Origin of the sequence: Kitasatospora aureofaciens (assembly GCF_019192735.1) — a bacterium.
Classification (GTDB): domain Bacteria; phylum Actinomycetota; class Actinomycetes; order Streptomycetales; family Streptomycetaceae; genus Kitasatospora; species Kitasatospora aureofaciens_A.
In genome coordinates this window covers 432,164-455,702 of sequence record NZ_JAHTKP010000001.1, presented here as the reverse complement: position 1 = coordinate 455,702, position 23,539 = coordinate 432,164, and the positions used below count along the sequence as shown (strand labels likewise).

13 protein-coding genes are annotated in these 23,539 nt (G+C 73.5%); 9 read left to right on the top strand and 4 right to left on the bottom strand.

The window, feature by feature from the left end:
* The first annotated feature begins 9 nt into the window (after positions 1 to 9).
* The gene (locus KV557_RS01950; protein ID WP_218197779.1) at positions 10 to 2,145 is read left to right on the top strand and encodes a UvrD-helicase domain-containing protein; all 2,136 of its coding nucleotides are present in this window, start codon (positions 10 to 12) and stop codon (positions 2,143 to 2,145) included.
* Positions 2,146 to 2,154: 9 nt separating this feature from the next.
* On the opposite strand, the gene KV557_RS01945 is transcribed toward KV557_RS01950, so the two are convergent.
* Positions 2,155 to 3,810, bottom strand: coding sequence for an N-6 DNA methylase (locus tag KV557_RS01945; protein WP_218197839.1), 1,656 nt, complete (start codon positions 3,808 to 3,810; stop codon positions 2,155 to 2,157).
* A 192-nt stretch (positions 3,811 to 4,002) separates the two neighbouring features.
* Here KV557_RS01945 and KV557_RS01940 point away from each other — a divergent pair, with 192 nt between their 5' ends.
* On the top strand, positions 4,003 to 7,086 hold the full coding sequence (locus KV557_RS01940) for an AAA domain-containing protein (RefSeq protein WP_218197778.1): 3,084 nt from the start codon (positions 4,003 to 4,005) through the stop codon (positions 7,084 to 7,086).
* A 137-nt stretch (positions 7,087 to 7,223) separates the two neighbouring features.
* Here KV557_RS01940 and KV557_RS01935 read toward each other — a convergent pair whose 3' ends face one another.
* A complete protein-coding gene (locus KV557_RS01935; RefSeq protein WP_218197777.1) occupies positions 7,224 to 8,768 on the bottom strand; it encodes an FAD-dependent monooxygenase in 1,545 nt (514 codons plus the stop codon).
* Positions 8,769 to 8,864: 96 nt separating this feature from the next.
* On the opposite strand from KV557_RS01935, the gene KV557_RS01930 reads away from it, so the two are divergent.
* Complete coding sequence (locus KV557_RS01930) at positions 8,865 to 9,470, top strand: TetR/AcrR family transcriptional regulator (protein ID WP_218197776.1); 606 nt, start codon at positions 8,865 to 8,867, stop codon at positions 9,468 to 9,470.
* Between the two features lie 94 nt (positions 9,471 to 9,564).
* Complete coding sequence (locus tag KV557_RS01925; protein ID WP_218197775.1) at positions 9,565 to 10,242, top strand: hypothetical protein; 678 nt, start codon at positions 9,565 to 9,567, stop codon at positions 10,240 to 10,242.
* 112 nt (positions 10,243 to 10,354) lie between these two features.
* On the opposite strand, the gene KV557_RS01920 is transcribed toward KV557_RS01925, so the two are convergent.
* Entirely contained in the window at positions 10,355 to 10,678 is a 324-nt protein-coding gene (locus KV557_RS01920; RefSeq protein WP_218197774.1) for a heavy-metal-associated domain-containing protein, read from the bottom strand.
* 248 nt (positions 10,679 to 10,926) lie between these two features.
* Here KV557_RS01920 and KV557_RS01915 point away from each other — a divergent pair, with 248 nt between their 5' ends.
* From KV557_RS01915 to KV557_RS01900, 4 genes are all read left to right on the top strand, one after another.
* On the top strand, positions 10,927 to 13,179 hold the full coding sequence (locus KV557_RS01915) for a heavy metal translocating P-type ATPase (protein ID WP_218197773.1): 2,253 nt from the start codon (positions 10,927 to 10,929) through the stop codon (positions 13,177 to 13,179).
* Positions 13,180 to 13,548: 369 nt separating this feature from the next.
* A complete protein-coding gene (locus KV557_RS01910) occupies positions 13,549 to 14,616 on the top strand; it encodes an iron ABC transporter substrate-binding protein (RefSeq protein ID WP_218197772.1) in 1,068 nt (355 codons plus the stop codon).
* Between the two features lie 74 nt (positions 14,617 to 14,690).
* Positions 14,691 to 16,196 (top strand): ABC transporter permease, encoded by a 1,506-nt coding sequence (locus tag KV557_RS01905; protein ID WP_218197771.1) that lies wholly within the window; start codon positions 14,691 to 14,693, stop codon positions 16,194 to 16,196.
* Positions 16,193 to 17,239 (top strand): ABC transporter ATP-binding protein, encoded by a 1,047-nt coding sequence (locus KV557_RS01900; RefSeq protein WP_218197770.1) that lies wholly within the window; start codon positions 16,193 to 16,195, stop codon positions 17,237 to 17,239. Before KV557_RS01905 ends, KV557_RS01900 begins: the two co-directional genes overlap by 4 nt.
* A 31-nt stretch (positions 17,240 to 17,270) precedes the next feature.
* Here KV557_RS01900 and KV557_RS01895 read toward each other — a convergent pair whose 3' ends face one another.
* Positions 17,271 to 19,064 carry a serine/threonine protein kinase gene (locus KV557_RS01895; RefSeq protein WP_218197769.1) on the bottom strand — a complete coding sequence of 598 codons (1,794 nt, stop codon included), beginning with the start codon at positions 19,062 to 19,064 and terminating at the stop codon, positions 17,271 to 17,273.
* Positions 19,065 to 19,272: 208 nt separating this feature from the next.
* Here KV557_RS01895 and KV557_RS01890 point away from each other — a divergent pair, with 208 nt between their 5' ends.
* Entirely contained in the window at positions 19,273 to 23,511 is a 4,239-nt protein-coding gene (locus tag KV557_RS01890) for a hypothetical protein (RefSeq protein WP_218197768.1), read from the top strand.
* The last annotated feature ends 28 nt before the right edge of the window (positions 23,512 to 23,539 follow it).

Below are 23,539 nucleotides of genomic sequence, written 5' to 3'. Positions count from 1 at the left end.
AGTCCGTCGGTGCCGCAGCTCGCGTTCGCGAACAGCTTCTGGGAGAGCTACGACGTCCTGGAGAAGCCCGTCAAAGCCGGGGTCCGGAAGGCGATGCAGAAGTTCCAGCAGCTCACCGTGCCCGAGCTGCACGCGGACAAGGGTCTGCACCTGGAGTCCGTCGACAAGGCGCGCGATCCGCGGATGCGGACGATCAGGATCAACGACTTCTGGCGCGGCGTCGTCCTCGCCCCCGACGACGGCAGCGACGTGTTCCTGCTCATCAACGTCGTGCCGCACGACGACGCGTACACCTGGGCGGCCAAGCGGCTCTACACCGTCAACACGGCCACGCGCGCCCTGGAAGTCCGCAACGTCGTCGCCATCGAGCAGCTGACCCCGGCCCTTGAGAAGGCGGCGACGGCCGCGCCGACGCTGCTGTTCGCCGAGTACTCCGACACGGTGCTGCGGGACCTCGGCATCGACGACCAGGTGCTGCGGGCCGTGCGGACCGTGGTCGACAAGCCGCAGCTGGAGGCGTTCGGGACGCTCCTGCCGGAGGACCAGTTCGAGGTCCTGCAGTTCCTGGCGGAGGGCTTCAAGCCGGAGGAGGTGTACCGGGACGTCGTGGTCGAACGGCGCCCGGTCGCGCCCGTCCCGGAGTCCGAACAGAGTCTGGCCGTGGCCATCGCCAACACCACCAGCCGGATCACCCTCGTTTCGGGCCCGGACGAACTGGCCGACATCCTGGAGAAGCCGTTCGCGGCCTGGAGGGTCTTCCTGCACCCCTCGCAGCGGAGGGTGGCCTACCGGGCCTCCTACCGCGGCCCCGTCCAGGTCACCGGGGGTCCCGGCACGGGTAAGACGGTCGTGGCCCTGCACCGCGTGAAGCACCTGCTGTCCCGCTCGTCCGACGCCCGCGTCCTGCTCACCACCTACACCAACGCGCTGGCCGCGACCCTGCGGGAGAATCTGGCGCTGCTCCTCGACGGCGACGACGAGCAGCTCGCCCGGGTGGACGTGACGACCGTGAACGCCTTCGCGCACCGGACTCTCGCCGAACACGCGGGGCGGGTGCCCGGACTCATCGGGGACCAGGAGGAGCGGCTGGTCTGGCAGCGGATCCGCAAGCGGCTGGACCTCCCGTGGACCGAGCAGTTCCTGGCCCAGGAATACCGGCACGTGGTCCTCGCCCACGACCTGCGCACGCTCGACGACTACCTCGCCTCCGACCGTCCGGGACGCGGCAGATCGCTGCTGACGGGACGACGCAGGTTGCTGTGGCCGGCCGTCGAGATCTTCGAGGCGGAGCTGAAGTCGCGAGGGTCGATCACGCACCTTCAGGTGTGCGCGCAGGCGGCGCGGGCGCTTGAGGCCATGGTGGCGCGCTACGACCATGTCGTCGTCGACGAGGCGCAGGATCTCCACCCCGCGCAGTGGCGGGTGCTGCGGGCGGCTGTCGCATCCGGCCCGGATGATCTGTTCATCACGGGCGACCCGCACCAGCGCATCTACGACTCACGGGTGTCGCTGGGCTCGCTAGGGATCCAGGTGAAGGGCCGTACCAGCCGGCTGCGCATCAATTACCGCAGCACAGAGGAGATTCTCGCGTGGTCGACCGGGATCATCGGTCCGGCCGCCGTTGAGGACCTGGGCGGCGAGGGGACCGACAGTCTCGCCGGATACCGCTCGCTGCTCCACGGTCGAAGGCCCCACGTCGAAGGCCACGGCTCCGAGCAGGCGGAGATTGCCGCACTCGTGCAACGGATCGAGGGATGGATCGCCCAGGGGATCCGTCCCGCCGATATCGGCGTCTCAAGTCGCTTCAACGTGCTGCTCGACAAGGCCCACGACAGGCTGGTCAGTGGCGGAGTGCCCGTGGTGCGCGTCAAGGACGGCCCGGCGCCGGACACGGATGGTGTGCGGGTGGCCACCATGCACGCCATGAAGGGACTTGAGTTCCGGGCGGTGGCCGTCTTCGGGGTGAACGCGAACGCCGTGCCGTTCGCGCGGGAGATCACCCCGGCCGAGGTGGACGAGTCGCAGCACGAGACGGACATGCTGCGCGAACGGTGTCTGCTCTTCGTGGCCTGCACCCGTGCCCGGGAGGCGCTTGCCGTCTCGTGGAGTGGGTCTCCGAGCGGCTTCCTGCCCTCGCGCGGGTGAGAGGGCCGGTCAGGCTCCCTCGGCAGGAGGGTTCAGAGCACCGTTCGTGAGACCTTCACGGGCGAGAACCGTCGCCTGTTCACTGAGTTGCGTGAGCCGGCGGGTACATGCCTCGGCCTCCTGGAGCGCGCGGAAGGCCGCGCCGTAGCGACGTTGGGCCTCGATGCCCAGTTGGGGAATGCGGGAGCCCCGTGTGTCGGCGCGGAAGGTACCGCTGCTGCTGGTGGAACGGCGCTTGTTGGCGGGGCTGACGAGGAAGCCCTGCAGGTAGTCGGTGTCGAGGTGCTCGCTGACGGAGACCGGCTCGCCCTCGGCGTACTCGACGAGTCCGGCGCGGGCGAGATCGGCGACGCTGACGGATGCGGTGTCGAGCGTGCCCGGTCCGCCTCCAGGGGCGAGTCGGGGCAGCAAGGCATCCAAGGCACGGAGTTGTTCCTGCAGCCGGCTGCGGAGGGCTGTGTACTCGACGAGGTAGTCCCGGTTGATGCTGCCGATGTGGCTTCCGGGCGTGAGATCGACGGTGTCGTCCAGGAGGTCGATGAGCGGGATGTCGACGACCTGGCCGGGTTCGGGAGAGAGGGGCCCGTCCGGCGCGTTGGCGGTGAGATCCACCATGCGTACGGTCTGTGCGGTGTGGCCGTCAGGGCGTACGAGGATCCACAGGTGAATGGGAAGGGAGTGCGCTGTTGCGCTTCCGGCCGGGAGGGCGACGACCTCGGTGAGGATGCCCCGCCGGACGACTTCCGCACGGATGCGTCGGCCGGCCTTCCGGTAGGCGACGGAGGCCGGCATCACCAGGACGGTCTTGCCTCCGGGAGCCGTGTGGGCATACGCGTGCTGGAGCCATGCGAGCTCGCTCTCGGCACGTGAGGGCGTGCCGAGTTCCCACCGCGCGTCGAGGAGGAGGTCTTCGCGTCCCCAATCGGGCCAGGCCACCGGCGGATCGCAGACGACGAGATCTGCTTTGAGGCCTGGCCACTTGTCGTCGCGCAGTGAGTCTCCGGCCCGGACCGCAGTGCGGGTGAAGCCGCTCAGCCCGGCGCGGAGCTGGGCGAAGTCGGCCATCGTGGCATCGACGTCCTGACCGTACCGGGCGGGGCCGACCGCCGGACCGACGGAGAGAAGCAGGGTGCCGATTCCGCAAGCAGGGTCCAGGACGGTCGCCGTGTCCGAGACCGGGCCCGCGAAGTGCTGAACCGCCCGGACGATTCGGGGGGAGGACACCTGGTCGGAGCCCGCACGTCGGGTGACGTCCAGGAAGCGCTCTGTGAGAGCGGCCATCAGGTCGGCCTTGGAAGTGCTCTGTGCGAGCTCCAGAGCCTGTCGGATGATCTCCGGCCCGAGGCGCGGTGGGGGTGCACCGTCTGTGAGCAGTCGGGCGACCGCCGCCAACCCCTGGATGATGTCGTCCCCGAACACACCGCGCAGGGATTGCCACAGCCGCACTTCGTCGGACACATCGTGGCCCTTGCGCTGCTTGGCAAGCCAGGCGTGTACGTCGGCGAGGTTGAAGAGAGGACTGGTCGGCCCGCCCCCGGCCGGCGCCGGAAAGTCGTCGTAGCGGCGCCGCCAGTTGGAAACCGCGGCCCGGGTCACTCCGGCCAGCCGGGCGATCTCGGCACCGGTGATCAGCGGATCAGGGGCGGGGCGAGTGTCGTCCTTCATTCGGCCACCGTACACGAAGAGGGTGTCATCCAGGAAGGTCATCCATGTTGGCGGCGTACACATGCCTTTGCCAGATGTCCCGTTTACCCCAACCATGTGCGGAAAGCGGCTTGTGGAATCCGGCCCCGGTGTCGGTCGCACTCCGTACAGTGGGCGAAGCACTGTGCATATGCCACGGGGGAGCGCACACCTATGACGCAGGCCGATCAGCCATACCCGGTTTCCGAACTTCTGGCCGCCGTGCAGGCGGAGATCCGGGCGGAACGTCGCGACGACGCCAAGGACGCGGAGAAGGCGGCGCTGTCGGACGGGCAGCAGGTCTCCGCGTCGGAGGGCCGGTACGAGTACCTCTTCGGCTGCCGCAGGTGGCCCGGCTCCTTCGACGGCAGCCCCGTCCTCGTACGGCCCTCCCAGGCGCGTGGTGCCTGGATCCCCGGCGAGGCGTCCCCGATGCCGGACGGGAAGGTCAGGCTCGTGGTGGCCGAGAGCCTGGCGGCCGGGGTTCGCAACGTGCAGGTGCGGAAGGACGATTCGGCAGGCCTGCTGGTGCTCGGGGAACGCCTGGAGGCGGCGGGTTCGGACGACGGTGGCATCCGGGTCGAGAGCGCCGGGTGGATCGTCGGACAGGGAACGCCGACGGTGGGCCGGGCAGCGGATCCTGAACGGTGGGTGGCGGGCTGGCACGGGCTGAAGCTCAACCCCCGCCAACGGACTGCCGTCGCCCAGGCCCTTGCGAGCGAGGCGCTGTTCCTCTGGGGCCCGCCAGGAACGGGAAAGACCGACGTCGTCGGCCACATCGTGGAGGGCAATGTCCGGCAGGGGCACAATGTCCTGTTCCTGGCGCCGACCAAGGTCGCCGTCGACCAGGCCCTGGAACGGATCTGCGACCTCTTGAAGACCGAGGCGGGCTTCGCCGAGGGCCTCGTCCAGCGGGCCGGGGAGGTCGAACTGCCGTCGCTGCGCGAGCGGTACGGAGAGTTCGTCGACCCGGCCCGGATCGCGGGACGGGTCTCGGCACAGTTGGACGAGGCGGCAAGGACCGCGCGGGAGGCCCTTCAACGGGCCCGCGCCGGTGTCGCCCTGCACGACGAAGCCCGCGAGCTGGAGCAGCGCCTCGCCGACGACCGGAAGGCCCACCAAGAAGCGGGAGACTCGGCCGGGGCCGCGGAACGGGACGCCCTGCGGGCGGAGGCCGAGGCGGCCCGGCTCCGGCTGGACATCAGCGAGGCGGGGGAGCCGAAGGGCCTCTTCGCCGGGCGAAAGGAGAGCCGGCTCGCTGCACTGCGGGAGGAACTCGCCCGGGCCACCGAAGCCGGTTCCGGCGCGCAGTACGTCGGGGCGGCCGCCCGGAAGCAGGCGGAGGAACTGGCCGTCCGGATCAGCGCGACCAGCGGGCGCCTCGCCGGTCTCCGGCCTCGCCTCGAAGGCCTTCCGGCGCATGCGGCACTGGTCCGCGAGGCCGGGACCTTGCAGGAACGCATCCAGGACCTCGACCGGCAGCTCGCCCGTATCCAGCAGACCGTACGGTCCCGGTGCCGGGTCATGGGGGCAACGGTGGCCAAGGCGGTCCAGTCGCGCAAGCTGCTGGACCGGGTGGACGTCGTGGTGGTGGACGAGGCGGGCATGGTGGATCTGCCCTCGGCATGGCTGGCAGCCGGCCTGGCGGGCAAACGGATCGTCGTGGCGGGCGACTTCCGGCAGCTGCCCGCAGTCACCAAGGGGGATGGCGACCGGAAGGCCACGGAGGACGAGCGCATGCATGCGCGGCACTGGGCCGCCCGTGACGCCTTCCACGCGGCTGGCCTGGTGAGCGAGGCCGGCTCCGTGCGCCAGGACCCGCGCCTGGTGGCCCTGGACACTCAGTACCGCATGCGCGAGCCGATCTGCCGACTGGTCAATGCCGTCGCCTACCCCGACGCGCCGCTCGCCACCGGTCGCGCCGACGGCAGCCGGATCCCGCCCAACCCACTGGTCGATGTCCCCGTGATCCTCATCGACACCTCCACGCAACGCATCCCGGGGCCCGACTACCGTGCCAACACCGTCAACGAGGCCGTTGTGCACGAGCTCGTCCGCGGCCTTCAGTACAAGGGGGTGCTCCCCGGCCGCAAGTGGGAGAGCGCCGGCATCGGTGCGGGAGAACGGGCGACCGACCGGCTGGCGGTCATCGCGCCGTACCGCGCGCAGGTCAAGGCACTGAAGGGAAGCCTGAAGTACCGGTTCGGAGAGGAGTACGACGGGCTGGTCGACACCATCCACCGGTTCCAGGGCAGCCAGCGCCCGATCGTCATCTTCGACACCGCCGTCGGTGCCGGAAAGGACCCCGGCATCTTCTACGCCGGAACCGGCCTCTCCTCCCAGACCTGCCGTCTGCTGAACGTCGCGCTCAGCCGGGCCCAGGACCACCTCATCGTCGTTGCCGATGTCGAGCATCTGCGGAAGCACCTCGGCTCGCGCAGCGAGGCTCGAGCCATGCTCGACCACCTGGAGAGCCACGCCCAGGTGATTTCGGCCGACCAGCTGATCCCGACGCGCGACGCGGCTCAGCTGTCAGCCCTGTCCGAGGAGGAGCTGGCACGACCGGCTTTCTTCCCGGCTGACGAGGTGCAGAAGGCCGTGGAGTGGGACATCACCCGGGCCAGGACAAGCATTGAGATCTACTGCGCCTTCCTCGACCCGCAGCCGGTGCGCCGCTGGTCGGCACTGCTCGGTGCCCGTGTGGCCGACGGTGTGCGGATCGTCGTCCACACTCGGGCGCCCGAGGAGCAACGGGAAGCAACCGGAGCAGCTCGCCACCAGCGGCAGATCGACATCCTCCGGGCTGCCGGATGCCAGGTGGGCTTCCGTGAGCGGATGCACGAGAAGGTCCTCATCCTCGACAGCACTGTGCTCTGGCACGGCTCGCTCAACCTGCTCGCGAGCAGCGGGCCGACCGACCTGATGATGCGCTTCACCGACCCTGCATCCTGTGAACGTGTCAGCCGGGTCATCGACCGGGCCCGCAAGGAGCGGGCTGCGTGGAACCCGCGGGCGGCCGGGGGAACTGTCGACGGCGCGAGGCCTGCTGCGTCCGAGCCCGCCGCTCCTTGTACGACCGGTGCGGCGAGGATTCGTCCGGGGGACATCATCGACGGGCGGCTCTACCTCAGCGTCCCGTACGGGGAGAAGGACGAGGCCAAAGCGCTCCTCAAGGCCCGCTGGGACGAGCCGAACGGGCTCTGGTACGTCGACGCCGCCCGGGTGACCCGGGAGCAGGCCGCCCGCTGGCTGCCGTGAGAACCGGACACGAGCATCCGGCTGTGCTCCCGTCCTGCCAGGGCGGCTCCTTGTGGCATCCCACCGATAACTGACACGATTTCAGATCGTGTTACCCCTTGGGCGATGCGGACGCTCTTGGGGTGGGGCGGGGTGGGTCAGTTGTCGTGGGCGGTGATCGCAAACTGGCGCAGGTGGGTGGTGAGGTCGGGGGCGGGCGCGGAGGCGGCGGTGAGGGAGATGTAGCCGTCCGGGCGGACCAGGACCGTCGCGTCGCCGGTGAGGCCGTAGGCGTGGCGGGCGTGGCCGTCGGGGTCGTGGACGGTGGCCCGGCGCAGGCCGGGGAGGGGTGCAGGCGCCGGGCGGTCGGTGGCCTCGGTGAAGGTGAGCAACGTGAAGTGCGGGCCGCGGAAGAGGTCGAACAGGCGGGTGGGGCCGTCCGGGGTGAGGCAGGGGGCGTCGGGGGCGCGGTCGCCCGCCCGGATGCCGGTGGCGGAGTCGAGATCGTGGCCGAGCGGGCCGCCGCGGTAGCTGATGGAGAGGCCGGTGAGGTCGGCGCCGCCCGTGTTCGTCAGGTTCATGAACTGGTCGGCCAGCTTCTGGGCGCCGCCGCCGGCGAACAGGGCGCGGTGTTGGGCCGAGGAGGCGGCCAGGACCGCGCGGGCGACGGGCACGCGCTCGGCCTGGTAGCTGTCGAGCAGGGCGTCGGGGGCGCCGCGCAGGGCGGCGGCCAGCTTCCAGCTCAGGTTGTGGGCGTCCTGGATGCCGGTGTTCATGCCCTGGCCGCCGGCCGCGGAGTGGCAGTGGGCGGCGTCGCCGGCGAGGAAGACCCGGCCGCTGCGGTAGCGCTCGACCATGCGGACGGTGGGGCGCCAGACGCTCGACCAGGTCAGGCCGTGCAGGCGGACGCCGGGCAGGCCGGCCCGTTCGGCGAACAGCTGCCGGAAGTTGTCGAGCGAGGCGGCGGGCAGTCCGCCGTGCTCGTCCGGGCTGACGGAGGCGTGTACGGCCCACTGGCCGTCCTGCCGCATCGGCACCAACGCGAGGGCACCGGCGCCGAGTTGGTGGTGGTTCCAGACGTGCAGGGCGTCCGGGTCGAGGCCGTCGATGTACATCGAGCCCATGAGGAACCGCTCCTCCTCCCAGGTCTCGCCGAGGAACGGGATGCCGGTCAGTTTGCGGACGGCGCTGCGGCCGCCGTCGCAGCCGACCAGGTAGCGGGCGCGGATCGCCGCGGTCCCGTCGCCCCGGCGGACGGTGGCGAGGACCTCGTCGTCGTCCTGGGTGTAGCCGGTGAGTTCCGTCGCCAGCTCGACCTTGACGCCGTACCCGGCCAGCCGGTCGCGCAGGACCGCCTCGGTGTGGTGCTGGGCGAGCAGGACCACACCGGCGTGCGGGCGGTCGGGCGTTGGGGTGTTGGCGGGGCCGGGGTCCACCTCGTGGACGAGCCGACTGCCCTCGTACGTACGGATCTTGAGGTTGAGGTCGCCGCGGGCGTAGATCTCGTCGACGATGCCGAGGTCGTCGAACACCTCCAGCGTCCGGGGGTTGACCCCCTTGCCCCGGACACCGCGGTCGCGGAAGTCCGCATCCCGTTCGATGACACGGCAGTTGACGCCGGAGCGGGCCAGGCCGATGGCGAGCGCGAGGCCCACCGGGCCGGCGCCGAGGACGAGGACGTCCGTGGATTCGATCTTGGGCATGGCTGACTCCCCCTGCTCGTAAGATACGGTGCGTTTCTTGTTCTCGACTGTAGACTGGCCCTCATAAGAAACGCAACGTATCTACGGGACTCGGTGATGGGCAGAGAAGCGACGGCGGCGGGCGGCAAGGCCTCGCGGCGGCGGGGCGACGAGCTGGAGCGGGCGATCCTCGACGCCGTCTGGGCCGAACTGGCCGAACACGGCTACGACCGGCTCACCATGGACGGCGTGGCCGCCCGAGCCCGGACCAGCAAACCCGTCCTCTACCGCCGCTGGCCCAACCGCGCCGCGCTCGTCATCGCCGCCCTCGGCCGCAACGCCCCCGACTACCAGGACCCGCCCGACACCGGCGAGTTGAGGTCCGACCTGGCCGCCTTCCTGCGCGGTCTGCTGCACCGCTTCGACGACCTGCCGATGGACGCCGTGCACGGCTTCCTCGTCGACCTGCTGCGCGACCCCGAGCTGCGGGTGCGGTTCCGGACCGGCCTGACCGCCAGCGGACCGGTGGACGCCCTGGTGGCGATGATGCGCCGCGCCGCCGACCGGGGCGAGATCAACGCCGCCCGGCTGACCCGCCGCACGGCCTCCCTCCCGCTGGACCTGCTGCGCGATGCCTTCCTGGTGAGCGGGACCGTCCCGCCGGACCACGTCGTCGACGAGATCCTCGACGAGGTCGTGCTCCCGTTGCTCAAGGCGCCGTAGCGGCAGGCGAGTTCGTACGGCGGAGCGCGGAACTCCTGGGGGAGGGCCCGGCGTCTGTGGGGGGTGACGGTGCCTGGAGGGCGGGGTGGGGGACGTGAAGAACGCGCGGAGGCCGCGGTTCGGCCGGTGGCGGATCCTGCTGGTGCCGCTGCGGGGTGTGCTGCTCCTGCTGGGACTGTGCGCGATGGGCATCGGCATGGCCCGGTTCGTCGACGTGCAGAAGGAGGGGCGCGCGTACATCGACGCCCCCGCCTGCACCACGTCCCTGCGGCCCGGGGAGGACTGCCTGCGCGCGGTGAGCGGGCGGGTGACGGACATGAAGGAGGACAAGAGCGGCGATTCGCCCGTCTACACACTGGCCGTGGCCCGCGAACTGGCCTCCGGGGACGAGTCCTACGACGTCAGTGAGGCGTTCTACGGCGACGTGGAGGTCGGCACGTACGTGGAACTCAAGGTCTGGCAGGGGGAGGTGGTCGAGGTCGACTACCGCGGGCACGAGGCCGAGGTCCCGCACGCCGCCTGGCTGCGCCAGCTGGGGATCGCCCTGCTGATCGCGGCGGGGGCGAACGTGGCGGCGCTCGCCGTGTCGGCCCGGCGCCGGGAGGACCTGTGGCTTGCCCTCATGATGTTCGTGCCCTACTGCTTCGTCGGGTGGATCGTCGGACTCATCCTCGTCGGACTGCACGTCTCGACGGCGGTGGCGATCGCCGTCGGCGCCGCCTACTGGTTGGCCCTCGTCCTCTTCGCCGCCGTGGCGCTGAGGGAGTGGTAGCGGGCCGCCCGGGGCTCGCATCGGGGGTACCGGGGGGAGGTGCCGAACGCGCGGCGTCGGCCCGGACGGGCGGGGTGCCGTCCGGGCCGACGGCCCAGGGGTGTTGGGGGCGTCAGGCGTTGACGCGGCCGACCAGGTCGTAGCCGGCCTCGCCGACGGCGGCGGCGACGGCCTCGTCGGTGAGCGGCGCAGTGGCGTCGACAGTGACGCGGCCGGTGGCGAGGTCCACGGCGACCTCGGTGACGCCGTCGATCTTCTTGAGCTCGGCGGTCACCGAGGTGACGCAGTGGCCGCAGGTCATGCCCTTCACCTGGAAGACCGCGAGGCCGGCGGACTCGGTGGCGGGGGCGGCGGCGCCGGTGCCGCACGAGCCGCAGCAGGAGGCAGCGGGCGCCTCGGCGGAGGCCGACTCGACGGTGAGGGTGTTCTCGGTCATGGGCGTGCTCCTGTTGTTAGTGCGCGGGGTGTCGGTGCGCGGGGTGTCGGTGCGCGGGGCCGGTCCCGGGTCGGGTCGGCGGGTCTGCTGAGGAACGTACCATACCCCCCTGGGGTAATTGGAGGGCCTGCAATGCTTGCCTCCGATACCCCCCATGGGTATAAAGGAACTCGTCGCCACCCGATACCCCTCCGAGGTATCAGACGAGGCGACCGTTCCCTGTACGACGACTGTCACGAGGAGCCACGATGACCACGCAGGCACCCGCCTCCACGGAGGTGGAGCTCTCGATCGGCGGCATGACGTGCGCCTCGTGCGCCGCGCGGATCGAGAAGAAGCTGAACCGGATGGACGGGGTCTCGGCGAGCGTCAACTACGCCACCGAGAAGGCCAAGGTCAGCTTCGAGGGCGACGTCGAGGTCGCCGACCTGATCGCCACCGTCGAGGCCACCGGCTACACCGCCGCTCTCCCGAAGCCCCCGGTCGCCGACGGCCCGTCCGCCGGGCAGCCCGGGCAGACCGGGCCGGCCGACGAGCTGGCGCCGCTGCGGCAGCGGCTGATCACGGCGGTGGCGCTGGCGGTGCCGGTGGTCGCGATGGCGATGGTCCCGGCCCTGCAGTTCGACAACTGGCAGTGGCTGTCGCTGACCCTGGCGGCCCCGGTGGTCACGTACGCGGCCTGGCCGTTCCACAAGGCCGCGTTCACCAACGCCCGGCACGGCGCCGCGACGATGGACACCCTGGTCTCGCTCGGCACCGGCGCCGCGTTCCTCTGGTCGCTGTGGGCGCTGTTCTTCGGCACGGCGGGCATGCCGGGCATGCGGCACGGCTTCGAGCTGACCATCGGCCACAGCGACGGGGCGGGGAACATCTACCTGGAGGCGGCGGCCGGCGTCACCGCCTTCATCCTGGCCGGCCGCTACTTCGAGGCCCGCTCGAAGCGGACGGCGGGGGCGGCGCTGAAGGCGCTGCTGGAGCTGGGGGCGAAGGACGTCACGGTGCTGCGCGGCGGAGCCGAGGTCCGGATCCCGATCGGCGACCTCGCCGTGGGGGACCGGTTCGTGGTCCGTCCGGGCGAGAAGATCGCCACCGACGGCACGGTGACAGAGGGAGCGTCCGCCGTCGACGCGTCGATGCTGACCGGCGAGTCCGTGCCCGTCGAGGTCGGCGTGGGGGACGCCGTCACCGGCGCCACCGTCAACGCGGGCGGCCGGCTGGTCGTCGAGGCGAGCCGGGTCGGCGCGGACACCCAGCTGTCCCGGATGGCGAAGCTGGTGGAGGACGCGCAGAACGGCAAGGCCGCCGCGCAGCGCCTCGCGGACCGGATCTCCGCCGTCTTCGTGCCGGTCGTGATCACCCTGGCGATCGCCACCCTCGGCTACTGGCTGGGCACCGGCGAGGGCTGGACCGCCGCCTTCACCGCCGCCGTGGCCGTGCTGATCATCGCCTGCCCGTGCGCCCTCGGCCTGGCCACCCCGACCGCGCTGCTGGTCGGCACCGGTCGCGGCGCGCAGCTCGGCGTCCTGATCAAGGGCCCGGAGGTGCTGGAGTCCACCCGCAAGGTCGACACCATCGTCCTCGACAAGACCGGGACCGTCACCACCGGCCGGATGACCCTGCTCGCGGTGCACACCGCCGAGGGCGTCGCCGAGGCGGACGTGCTGCGGCTGGCGGGGGCGCTGGAGCATGCGTCGGAGCACCCGATCGCCCGGGCGATCGCCACCGCCGCCGCCAGGGCGGGCGAACTGCCGCCCGTCGAGGGCTTCGAGAACGTGCTCGGCCTCGGCGTCCAGGGCGTCGTGGACGGCCACGCCGTCATCGCCGGCCGGGAGGCGCTGCTCAACGACTGGTCGCAGTACCTGCCGGAAGGCCTGGTCGAGGCCAAGCGCGCCGCCGAGGCGGCCGGCCGGACCGCGATCGCGGTCGGCTGGGACGGCGTGGCGCGGGCCGTCCTGGAGGTGGCGGACGCGGTCAAGCCGACCAGCGCGGAGGCGATCTCCAGGCTCCGCGGCCTGGGCCTGACCCCGGTCCTGCTGACCGGTGACAACCGGCTGGTCGCCGAGGCCGTGGCGGCCGAGGTCGGGATCGACCCGGAGCATGTGATCGCCGAGGTCATGCCGCAGGACAAGGTGGCCACCGTCAAGCGGCTCCAGGCCGAGGGCAGGGTCGTCGCGATGGTCGGCGACGGCGTCAACGACGCCGCCGCGCTCGCCCAGGCCGACCTGGGCCTCGCGATGGGGACCGGCACCGACGCCGCCATCGAGGCGGGCGACCTGACCCTGGTCCGCGGGGACCTGCTGGCCGCCGCCGACGCGATCCGGCTCTCCCGCCGGACCCTGGCGACCATCAAGAGCAACCTGTTCTGGGCCTTCGGCTACAACGTCGCGGCCCTGCCGCTCGCGGCGGCCGGGATGCTCAACCCGATGATCGCGGGCGCGGCTATGGCCTTCTCGTCCGTCTTCGTGGTCGGCAACAGCCTCCGGCTCCGCCGCTTCCGCTGATATCGAGGCCCCGGGCCCCGGAACCGACGAACGGTTCCGGGGCCTTGGCGTTGCCCGGCCGTCCTTGTGCGTCCTTGTAAGTCCCTGTGCGCCCCGCCTTCGATTACGCAGCGTCGTGAGGCCCGCCACCGACGCGGCCTGATGGCCTGTCGTGTACACCCGCTCTGACCTGCGCTTGAAGGGTGGTTTGCGTGATCTTGGCGGATCGGCCACCGAAGCGCGACCCCAGCGAGACCGGGTCGAGATGTGACGCTCCGAAACTTGTTAGGCAAGCCTTCCCTGCCCTAAGTTCTCGTGTCGCCAGGCCGGGACGCGTGCTCCGGGGGGAGCCGCCCAGCCTTACCCCTGCCCTATTGGAGGACCCTCACCATGCCCGGAACCGTCCGGCCCCTCGCGGCGCTGTCCGTCATCGCCGCCTGCGCCCTCGCCCTCACCGCGTGCGGCAGCTCCGGCTCCGGCGGCAGCGCCGACGGCTCGCCCGCGCCCTCCGGTTCCGCGCTCGCCGGACAGAGCATCACCGTCTACAGCGGCCAGCACGAGCAGACGGTCAAGGCGCTCACCGAGGACTTCACCAAGCGCACCGGCATCAAGGTCGAACTCCGCTCCGGCGACGAGGCCGAGCTCGCCAACCAGATCCTCCAGGAGGGCGCGGCCTCCCCGGCCGACGTCTTCTACGCCGAGAACCCGCCCGCCCTGACCGTCCTCGGCGACAAGGGGCTGCTCGCCCCGGTCTCCGCCGACACGCTCAAGTCGGTTCCCGCCGCCGACAGCTCGGCCAAGGGCGACTGGGTCGGCATCTCCGCCCGCACCGCCGCCTTCCTCGCCGGCACCGGCAAGGGCGCCGACACCGCGCCGCCCGCCTCGGTGCTCGATCTGGCCAAGCCCGAGTGGAAGGGCCGCCTCGGCATCGCCCCCAGCGAGACCGACTTCGCCCCCGTCGTCACCCAGGTCCTCAAGGCCAAGGGCGAGGACGCGGCCAAGCAGTGGCTGAAGGGCCTCAAGGACAACGCCAAGGTCTACGACAGCAACGAGAACCTCTCCGCCGCGATCAACAGCGGCGAGGTCGAGGGCGGCGTCATCGACCACTACTACTTTTACCGGCTGCGCGACGAGAAGGGTGCCGCCGACACCCACAGCACCCTGCACTACTTCCCCAAGGGCGACCCGGGCGCCCTCGTCGACGTCTCCGGCGCGGCCGTCCTCAAGAACGGCAAGCACCAGGCCGCCGGTCAGGCCTTCCTCGCCTACCTCGCGAGCGCCCCGGCCCAGACCGTCATCGCCAACTCCGCGTCCTACGAGTACCCGCTGGTCACCGGTGTGAAGGGCAAGCCCGAACTGCCCGCCCTGGACGGCATCGGGGCCGTCGCCGACCCGGCCCAGCTGGGCGACGGCAAGCAGGCGCTGTCGCTGCTCCAGGACGCCGGTCTGCTCCAGTGACTGTTGGGTCTCACCCCCGGGGCGCCGCTCGTGCCAACGGCCCGTCCCCGCTCCGGCGGTGGCGGGCCACCGGCGTGCTCGCACCCGTCGCCACCGTCGTCGTCGCGGTGGTCGCCTCGCCGCTCGGCTTCGTCATCGCCCAGGCCGCGCAGGCCGGTTGGGAGCAGACCCGGCGGCTGCTCGGCCGCCCGCTGATCGCCACCCTGCTCTGGCACACCGTCACCCTGGCCGCCGCCGTCACCCTCGCCACCGCCGTCCTCGGCTTCGGCGCCGCCTACCTGGTCGAGCGCACCGCCCTGCCCGGGCGCCGCGCGTGGACCGTCGCGCTCGCCCTCCCCCTCGCCGTACCGGAGTTCGTCCGCGGCTACTCCTGGGTCTCGCTGTTCCGCTCCGTCCACGGCTACTGGGGCGCGGTGCTGGTGATGACCTGCTCGCTGTACCCGCTGGTGTTCCTGCCCGTCGCGGCCGCCCTGCGGCACGGCGACGCCGCCGCCGAGGAGGTCTCCCGCTCGCTCGGCCGCGGCCGGCTCGCCACCCTGTGGCGGGTCACCATGCCGCTCACCCGGCCCGCGCTGGCCGGCGGCGTCCTGCTCGTCTCGCTCTACCTCCTCGGCGAGTACGGCGCGTTCGCGATGCTGCGCTACACCACGTTCGCCACCGCCGTGTTCACCCAGTACAAGCTCGGCTTCGACGCGGCCTCCGCCTCGCTGCTCACCCTGGTGCTGGTGGCGCTGGCGCTGCTGCTGGTCGGACTGGAGGCCTGGGCCGGCCGGCACGCCCGCGTCACCCGGCACGGCGCCCTCGCCCGCACCGCGCCGCCCGTCCGGCTCGGCCGGTGGACGGTGCCGGCGCTCGCCGCCCTCGCCGCGCTGGTCGCGGTCTCGCTCGGCGTGCCGCTGTACGCGCTCGGATACTGGCTCATCAAGGGCAGCTCGACGACCCTGCCGTCCGCCTCCGTCCTCGGCGCGACCCTCGCCACCCTCGGCTACGCACTCGGCGCCGCGCTCGTCGCCACCGCCGCGGCCGTCCCCGTCGCCCTGTACGCGTGGCGGCGCGGCACCCGGCCCGCCCGGGCCGTCGAACGCGTCGCCTACCTCACCCGGGCGCTGCCCGGCATCGCGGTCGCGCTCTCGGTCGTGTACTTCGCCGTCCGCTACGCCCAACCCCTGTACCAGCAGCCGCCGATGCTCATCGCCGGGTACGTCGTGCTGTTCTTCCCGCTCGCCCTCACCGCCGTCCGCGCGGCCCTCGCCCAGGTGCCGCCCGGCGTCGAGGAGGCCGCCCGCTCGCTCGGCACCCGGCCGCTGGCGGTCCTCGGCCGGGTCACCCTGCCGCTCGTCCTGCCCGGCCTCGGTGCGGCCGTCGCCATGGTCGGCCTCACCGCCTCCACCGAGCTCACCGCCACCCTCCTGCTGCGCCCCACCGGCACGCAGACCCTGGCCACCCAGTTCTGGGTGTACACCAGCGGCCTCGCGTACGGGGCGGCGGCGCCGTACGCGGCCCTCATGGTCGCGCTGTCCGTCCCCTCCGTCCTCCTGCTGACCCGCCGCACCCTCGGCCGCCCCGGGAAGAACTCATGACCGGACTCACCCTGACCGCCCTGCACGCCACCCACGGCCGCAGCACGGTCCTCGACGGCATCGACCTGACCGTCGACGACGGCGCCCTCGCCTGCATCCTCGGCCCGTCCGGCTGCGGCAAGTCCACCCTCCTGAGGGTCGTAGCCGGCTTCCACCCGGCCGCGGCCGGGCAGGTCGTGCTGCACGGCCGCACGCTCGACGACGGGCGGACCAGGCTCCCCGCGGAACGTCGCAACATCGGGCTCGTACCGCAGGACGGCGCGCTGTTCCCGCACCTCACGGTCGCCGCCAACATCGGCTTCGGGCTGCCGCGTTCGGAACGGCGTGCCCGGGTCGGCGAGCTCCTGGAGCTGGTCGGGCTCGCCGGGCTCGGCGACCGCCGTCCGCACCAGCTGTCCGGCGGCCAGCAGCAGCGCGTCGCCCTCGCCCGCGCGCTGGCGCCGCGGCCCGGGCTGCTCCTGCTGGACGAGCCGTTCTCCGCCCTCGACGCCGCGCTGCGGGCCGAGCTTCGGCGCGAGGTCGCCGCCACCCTGCGGCAGACGGGGACCACGGCGATCCTGGTCACCCACGACCAGGACGAGGCCCTGTCGTTCGCCGACACCGTCGCCGTGCTGCGGGACGGCCGGATCGCCCAGGCCGGCACGCCCGACACCCTCTACCACCGGCCGGCCGACGCCGCCGTCGCCCGCGTCCTCGGCGAGGCCAACCTCGTCCCCGCCGAACTCACCGACGCCCGGGCCCAGACCGCCTTCGGCACCCTTCCTCTGGCGGGCGAGGCCTCGGGCGCCCGCCGCGGGCTCGCCCTCCTGCGCCCCCGCCAGCTGCGCCTCACCGCCGACCCCGCCCCCGGCGCCGTCCGGGCGCGGGTGCTCGGCTCCGACTTCCGCGGGCACGACCACCGCATCGAACTCCGCCCCGAGGCGGCCGGACTGCCGGAAACGCTGGTCGCCTACGCCGAGCTCCCCTGGGGTCCGGGCGAGGCGTACGTCGGCGCGGCCGGCCCGGTCCACGTGGTCCCGGACCCGGCGGGCGCCGGGGCCTGAGGCGTCTTCGCACTTGGAGCAGGCAGCGGAGTCACGTCGCGTCCGGCAGCGTCACCGACTGCCACCGGTAGGCCGCATCCTCCTGCCAGCACTGCAACTCGCCCTCCACCACCGCCGCCAGGCACAGGCGCCAGTCGTCGCCGACGGCCAGGGCGACGCGGCTGGAGGGCCGCAGCGTCGGGCGCCACCAGCGGGGGCGGCGGGAGGCGCCTGCGGCCGGGAGGCGGAGGCGGACGCCGCCCTCGCCGGCCAGGGCTATGGTGGGGCCGCCGCGGTGGCCCGCCATGGCCACGCCGAGGGAGGGTTCGCCGTCGCCGATCTCGGCCGGGGCGCCGGCCGTGCCGAGGGTGTGCAGCTGGACGGATCCGTCCACACGCAGGGTGGCGGCCTGGGGGCCGGCGGACGAGCGGGCGAGTGCGCCGGACCTCAGCGGGCCGGGGGGCCCGAGCGGGGTGGAGGACGATCCGGATCCGGGCCGCCAGCTCAGGACGCGGTCGCGGTGCTCGACGAGGACGAGCCAGCCGCCGGGCCGTTCCTCGACGGCGGCGAGCACCCGGTCGGCGGGGCAGCCGGGCAGTTCGCGGCCGGTGAGGGTGCGGCCGGGGGCCCAGCGGTAGGAGTGGAGGGCGCCGCCGGCGGCCGTCCAGACCGTCAGCTCGCCGGCCGAGTCGACCGCACCCGCCAGTCCGGTGACGCCGCGCGCGGCCTCCCACCAGCCGGCGGCGGTGCCGACCCACAGCGTGCCGGTGCCGTCCTCGGCGCACAGCACCAGCTCGCCGTCGCGCCCCGCCCGTCCGCACACCAACTCCCGCACCGCTCCCGGCCCCTGTCCGGCCGGCGCCCGCAACCCGGCGCCGCCGGGACCGGCCAGCAGCACGCCCCCGCTCGGCCCGGCTGCGGCCACCAGCGGGCGCCCGGCCGCGTCGGGCAGCACGGCCAGGCCCATGGTGCGCGGCAACGGCCGGTGGGACCGCAGGAGTTCGCGCCCGCGTGCCGCCCAGGGCCCGAGCGGGGCGGGGCGGCGGTCGGGGTCGCGGGCGAGCGGTTCGCAGGCCCACTGGGCGAGTTCCTCGCCGTACCCGGCGGCGAGCATTTCGGCGCGGGCCTGCTCGGCGGCCAGCCGGTGGTCGAGGCGGCCGTGTTCGGGCAGCAGCAGGTTGCGGGCGAGGGTGCCGACGGCGAAGAGGTCCTTGGCGGTGGTCGGGAAGCCGCCGACCTGTTCGGCCTCGGGCGGGACGTGGCCGGGGGTGAACACGGCGACGGTGAGGGTGAGGTCGAGCGGGGTGAGGAAGGTGAGGTCGATGAGCTTGACCTGGCCGTCGCCGTCGACGAGGACGTTGGCGGGGGAGATGTCCCGGTGGACCCAGCGCTTGCGGTGCAGTTCGTCGACTATGCGGCAGAGCCGGGCGAGGACCTCGGCGGCGGCCGCGGGTCCGCCGCGGTTGGTGCGGGCCCAGGTGTGGAGCGGGACGCCGTCGACCCAGGGGGAGATCTGGTAGCCGAGCAGGCCGCCGGTGGGCGCGGTGCCGGGCCGGTGCGGGGAGGGGCCGAGGAGGAAGCTGGGCACGACGAGGTCGGTGACGCCGAGGCGGTGGGCGTTGTGCGAGACGTCGTCCCAGCGGCCGAGCCAGCGCCGGACCTCGGAGGGGTCCCGTTCGAGCATGATCTTCGCGGCGACGAGCTCCTTGCGCCCGTTGTGGCCGGTACGAACGGCCCGCCACACCTCGGCCTCGCCGCCCCGGTGGTGGAATTCGAGGAGCTCGTACTGCTCGGGGTCGAACTCCGGCCCGAACCGGAGCCCGGGCACCCAACGCGACTCGGACACTCATCCCCCGCCTGACGCCTGACCCCGGGCCGTCGACGGCGGTCCGGCTGCTCGCGCTGCCCAGGATAGTGCTCGTTCCTGGTCCGCCACCCCATCGAGGGCCTATCCTGATGCTCGCTGAGCAACATCATGAAATAACGTCAACTCATGATCAACAGTATGTATTTGATCATAGAGGGGGCGGTTTCGGAGCGCAGGGGGACGGGGCATGGCGCAGCTCGCGGTGCTGCTGATCGTGGTGGCACTCGCCGGTGTCGCGGGCGTTCTGCTGGTCCGCCGCCGGCGGGCGATCGACCCGGAGTCGGTGGCGAAGGCGCTGGCCAGGGCGGCGGAGCGGCTCGCGGCGGGCAAGCCGCAACAGGCCCGGCGCCAGTACGCGAAGCTGGCGGGCCGACTGGCGGCTGCGCCGGAGCAGCGGGGCCTTGCCCTGCTCGGCCAGGCCGAGGCGACGATCGCCTCCGGCGACGCCGAGGCCGCCCTCGCCCTCCACCGCGAGGCCTTCCCGCTTCTGCCCGACCCCTCCCGGCAGTTGCCCCGGTGGAGCCTGTGCCGGCTGGCCGAGGAGCGGATGCAGGCGGCCGACGGCGACCTCGGGGTGGTGCTGGCGTTCCTGCAGGTGACGGCCGGAGGCGCCGAACCGGGCGGCGAGGCGGAGGTGGCTGCCCGCGCCCTGGACTGGCTCCAACGGCTCTGCCACGAGGGCCCGTTCGAGCAGCGCGACAACGCGACGCAGCAGTCCCTCGCCGCGCTGCCCGGCCGGGACTGGCCGGTGCTGGCCCGGGCGGCCGTGCTGCGCGGCACCGAGCGCGCGGCCGAGGCGGAGGCCCTGCTGGCGGGGGCCGCACCGGGTGGTGGCGGCGAGATCTGGTTCCGCTGGGGCGCGCAGCTGTTCGCGCTGCACCGGGACGTGCCTGCGGTCGCCGCCTTCGACGAGGCGCTGCGGCGCGCGCCCGGCGAGGCGTTCCGCTGGTCCCGGGGCCCGGCGCTGCGCAGCGAGTGCCTGCTGTTCCGCGGTCTGGCCCGGCAGCGACTCGGCGAGACCGAGACTGCCTGGGCCGACCTCCAGGGCGCGGCCGGCGAGGCCTCCTGGGACCCGCGCCCACGCTACGCGCTGGGCCGGCTCGCGCTGCTGCTCGGCGCGGACGACCAGGCCGAGGAACAGTTCACGGCCGCGCTCGCGGCCCAACCCGCCTTCGCCCCGGCCCGGTTCGGCCTGGCCCTGGTACACGAGCGGTCCCAGCGGCCCGCCGAGGCTGCCGACGACTACCGCACCGGCCTCGCCCTGGCCCCCGACTGGCGCCCGGCCCGGGTCCGGCTCGGCGCGGCGCTGCTCGCCGCCGGACGGACGGCCGAGGCCGAGCCGTTGCTGCGCGCCGAGGCCGGGGACGACTCCCGCTGGGGCCGGATCGCCGCCTTCCACCACGGGCTGGCGTGCGCCAGGTCGGGCAACCTGGTGGGCGCGCTGACGCGCTTCGAGGGGCTGCGTGACGACGACCTGCGCACGTGGCTCGCCGTGGTCCGCGACCGGCTGGCCCGGGGAGGCCTGGCGGCCGAACCGGTGACGGCCCGGCAGCTGTGGGAGCAGGCGGTCGCCGACGACCCGGCCGTTGCCGGCTACCGCCACGCCCTGCGCGAGGCCGCCCTGCGCGAGGCCGCGCACTGGCTTGTCGTAGACCGTGACAGCCCGGACGCCCGGACGTACGCCAGGGAGGCCCTCACCCTCGCCGATTCGCTTCCCGGCGCGGTCAGCGGACGGCAGGGGCGGCTGCGGGCCGCGCTCGCCCTGGCCGAGGGTGCGGCGGAGGCGCTGCCCGGGCTGCTCGACCCGGCCGCGGGGCTGCGGGATCGCTACCACCTGGCCGCCGCCGCGTTGCTGACCGGCCGCCCGGTGCAGACGGTCGCCCTGCTCGCGCCGCTGGAGGCCGACCCGGCGGGGGACCCTGCCTTCGCCCGGCTGCGCGCGCTGCTCGCGGAGCGGGCCGGGAACTGGGGCGCCGCGCTGGAGTGGCACCGGCACTTCCTGTCCGCGCCGGGGCCGGCGGCGGGTGTTGTGGGTGCGGCGTCGGATGCTTCTGGCTCGTCGCCGTACGCTGCTCCGCCCGTCGGGGGCGCGTTCGGCCCGCCGGCTGCGGCCGTTAGGGGCGCGGCCTCGGAGGCTTCCGACCCGACCCCGTACTCCGCCCCGCCCGTCGGTGGCCCGTACGCAGCCCCGGCCCTGCCCATCGAGGACGCGGAGTGCGCCGTGTGCGCCAGCCCCGCCATCGGCGCCTGTGGCGGCTGCGGGCGGGAGGCGTGCGCCGCGCACCTGCACCGGCCCGCCGGCTCCGCCTCGCCGCGCTGCGTCCGCTGTGCCGGCCCCGCCCTGCGTGCCGTTCTGGACTGTGCCCGCCGGGCCGGCACGCCGGAGCTGGCCGAGCCGACCCTCGCCGCCTGGGCGGACGCGTTCGGCGAGAGCGCCGCCGCCGCGCCCGTCCGGCTGGACCTCGCCCTGCTCCGCGCCGAACTGGGCCGCCTGGACGAGGCGTTGGCCGAGCTGCCGGAGGTCGCCGTCCGGGAGCGCACCGCCGTCCTGGTCCGCCGGGCCGCCGCCCGGCTCGACGCGGGCGAGCCCGGGCAGGCCGCCGGCGACCTGCGCGAGGTCCTGCGGCTGACGCCCGACCACCCGCAGGCCGCCGCCACCCTCGGCGTGCTGGCCGAGCACGAGGCCCACGGCCACGCCGCCGCGGGCCGCCGCTGGGACGCCTGGCACGCCTACCACGCGCTGCTGCTCAAGGACCCGGCCCACCCCCGCCTGCTCCACGCGCTGGGCCTGGCCGGGTACCGCCTGGCCGCCGGGGCCGACGTCGACGAGCGGGTCTGGGAGTGGACGATCGGCTGCCTCGTCGCCGCCCTGCACCAGCCCGACCTGTGGGCGGAGTCCGCCCGCGTCACCGGCCGCCCGGCCGATCCGCCGCGCGTCGCCGCCGCCCGCGCCGCGCTCACCGAGCGCCTCCGGGAGGACCTGCGCGCCCTGGACCGGGCGGCCGGCCGCAGCGGCGACGAGGTCACCGCGTGGACCGTACGGCTCGGCATGGAGGCCCGCAGCGCCGAGGCGTTCACCCAGCAGGAGTTGAGCATCGCCCTCCCCGGGGCGCCGGCCCGCCGCCTGGTGGTCGGCCCGACCCTGGAGCGGCTGCTCCGCGAGGAGCCCGAACTCGCTGCCTGGGGCGCCAGGTTCGACAACGCCGTCCGCCCCGGCCACGTCCGCGATCGGCAACTCGCCCAAGCCCTCAGCCTGTTCGGTGAGCTCGGCCCGCAGCGGTACCTCCTGCTCCAGGGCCGCCAGTCCGCCGCCGTCAGCGCCCTGGACGCGGTCCCCGAGGCCGAACGCGGGGCCGCCTGGGAGGCGTTGCTCTCCGAGACCCTGGTCAGCCAGGCCCGCGAGCACCACCGCAACCAGGACTGGCGCGAGGCCCTCGACTGCCTAACCCGCGCCCACACCCTCGTCGGCGCCGAACTCCCCGGCGACGTGGCCGACATCGCCGCCGAATCCGGTCTGCGCGCCGCTCGCGCCCTGCTCAAGAGCAGCGACGACGACCAGCAGGGCGCGACCGAACTCCTCGAACGGGCCCTGCTGTTGGCCCCCGACCACGCGGAGGTGCGCGGCGACCTCGGCGCCACCTACGCCCAGTGGGCCCGGAAGATCAACAACGAGACCAAGGACTACCCCCGCGCCCTCACCCTGCTGCGCAAGAGTCTCATCCTCGCCCCCGGCGACCCGACCGCCCGGCACTTCATGATCGCGGCCCTCGGCAACCACGCCGGCCGGCTCAGCCAACCGGAGGCCACCGACGCGGAGTTGACGGAGGCGGCGGACCGGTGGCGCGAACTCGCCGCCCTGGACCCGGACCCGGACCACCGGCTCGGCCTGGCGTACGTGCTGCGCCGCCTGGCCCGCTCGGCCGCCCTCGCCGAGGACCGCGCCCTCGCCGTCGCCCGGATGGCCGAGGCCCTCGACGCCGACCCCAAGTGGGACGGCGACACCGCCCGGGAGGCACCGCGCCGGGTCGGCGTGATGCTGGCCAACCACGTGCTGGACAACCTCCAGGACAGCCCCTTCCGGCTGCAGGCCGAGGTGCTCCGCAAGGCCCTGTCCTACGACGACTCGCCGGACATCCGCCGTCTGATGGTCAGCGTCTGGCGCGGCGAGGCCATCGGCCACTACGAGGCCCGCCGCTACCCCGACGCCGCCCGGCTGCTGGAGGAGGCGCTCACCCTGTCCCGCACCCCGGAGGACACCGCCAAGCTGCGCACCGAACTCGGCGTCGTCTACAGCGCCCACGCCGTCCAGCGGGCCAACGCGCGCGCCTTCAAGGATGCCCGGCAGCTGATCCGCCGGGCCGTCGAGCACAGTCCGGACGACCGGGACCTGCGCGCCCTCCAGCGCAAGATCAACTCGCTGTACTGAAGCGTCTGTTGTCGCGGCCGCGGCCGCA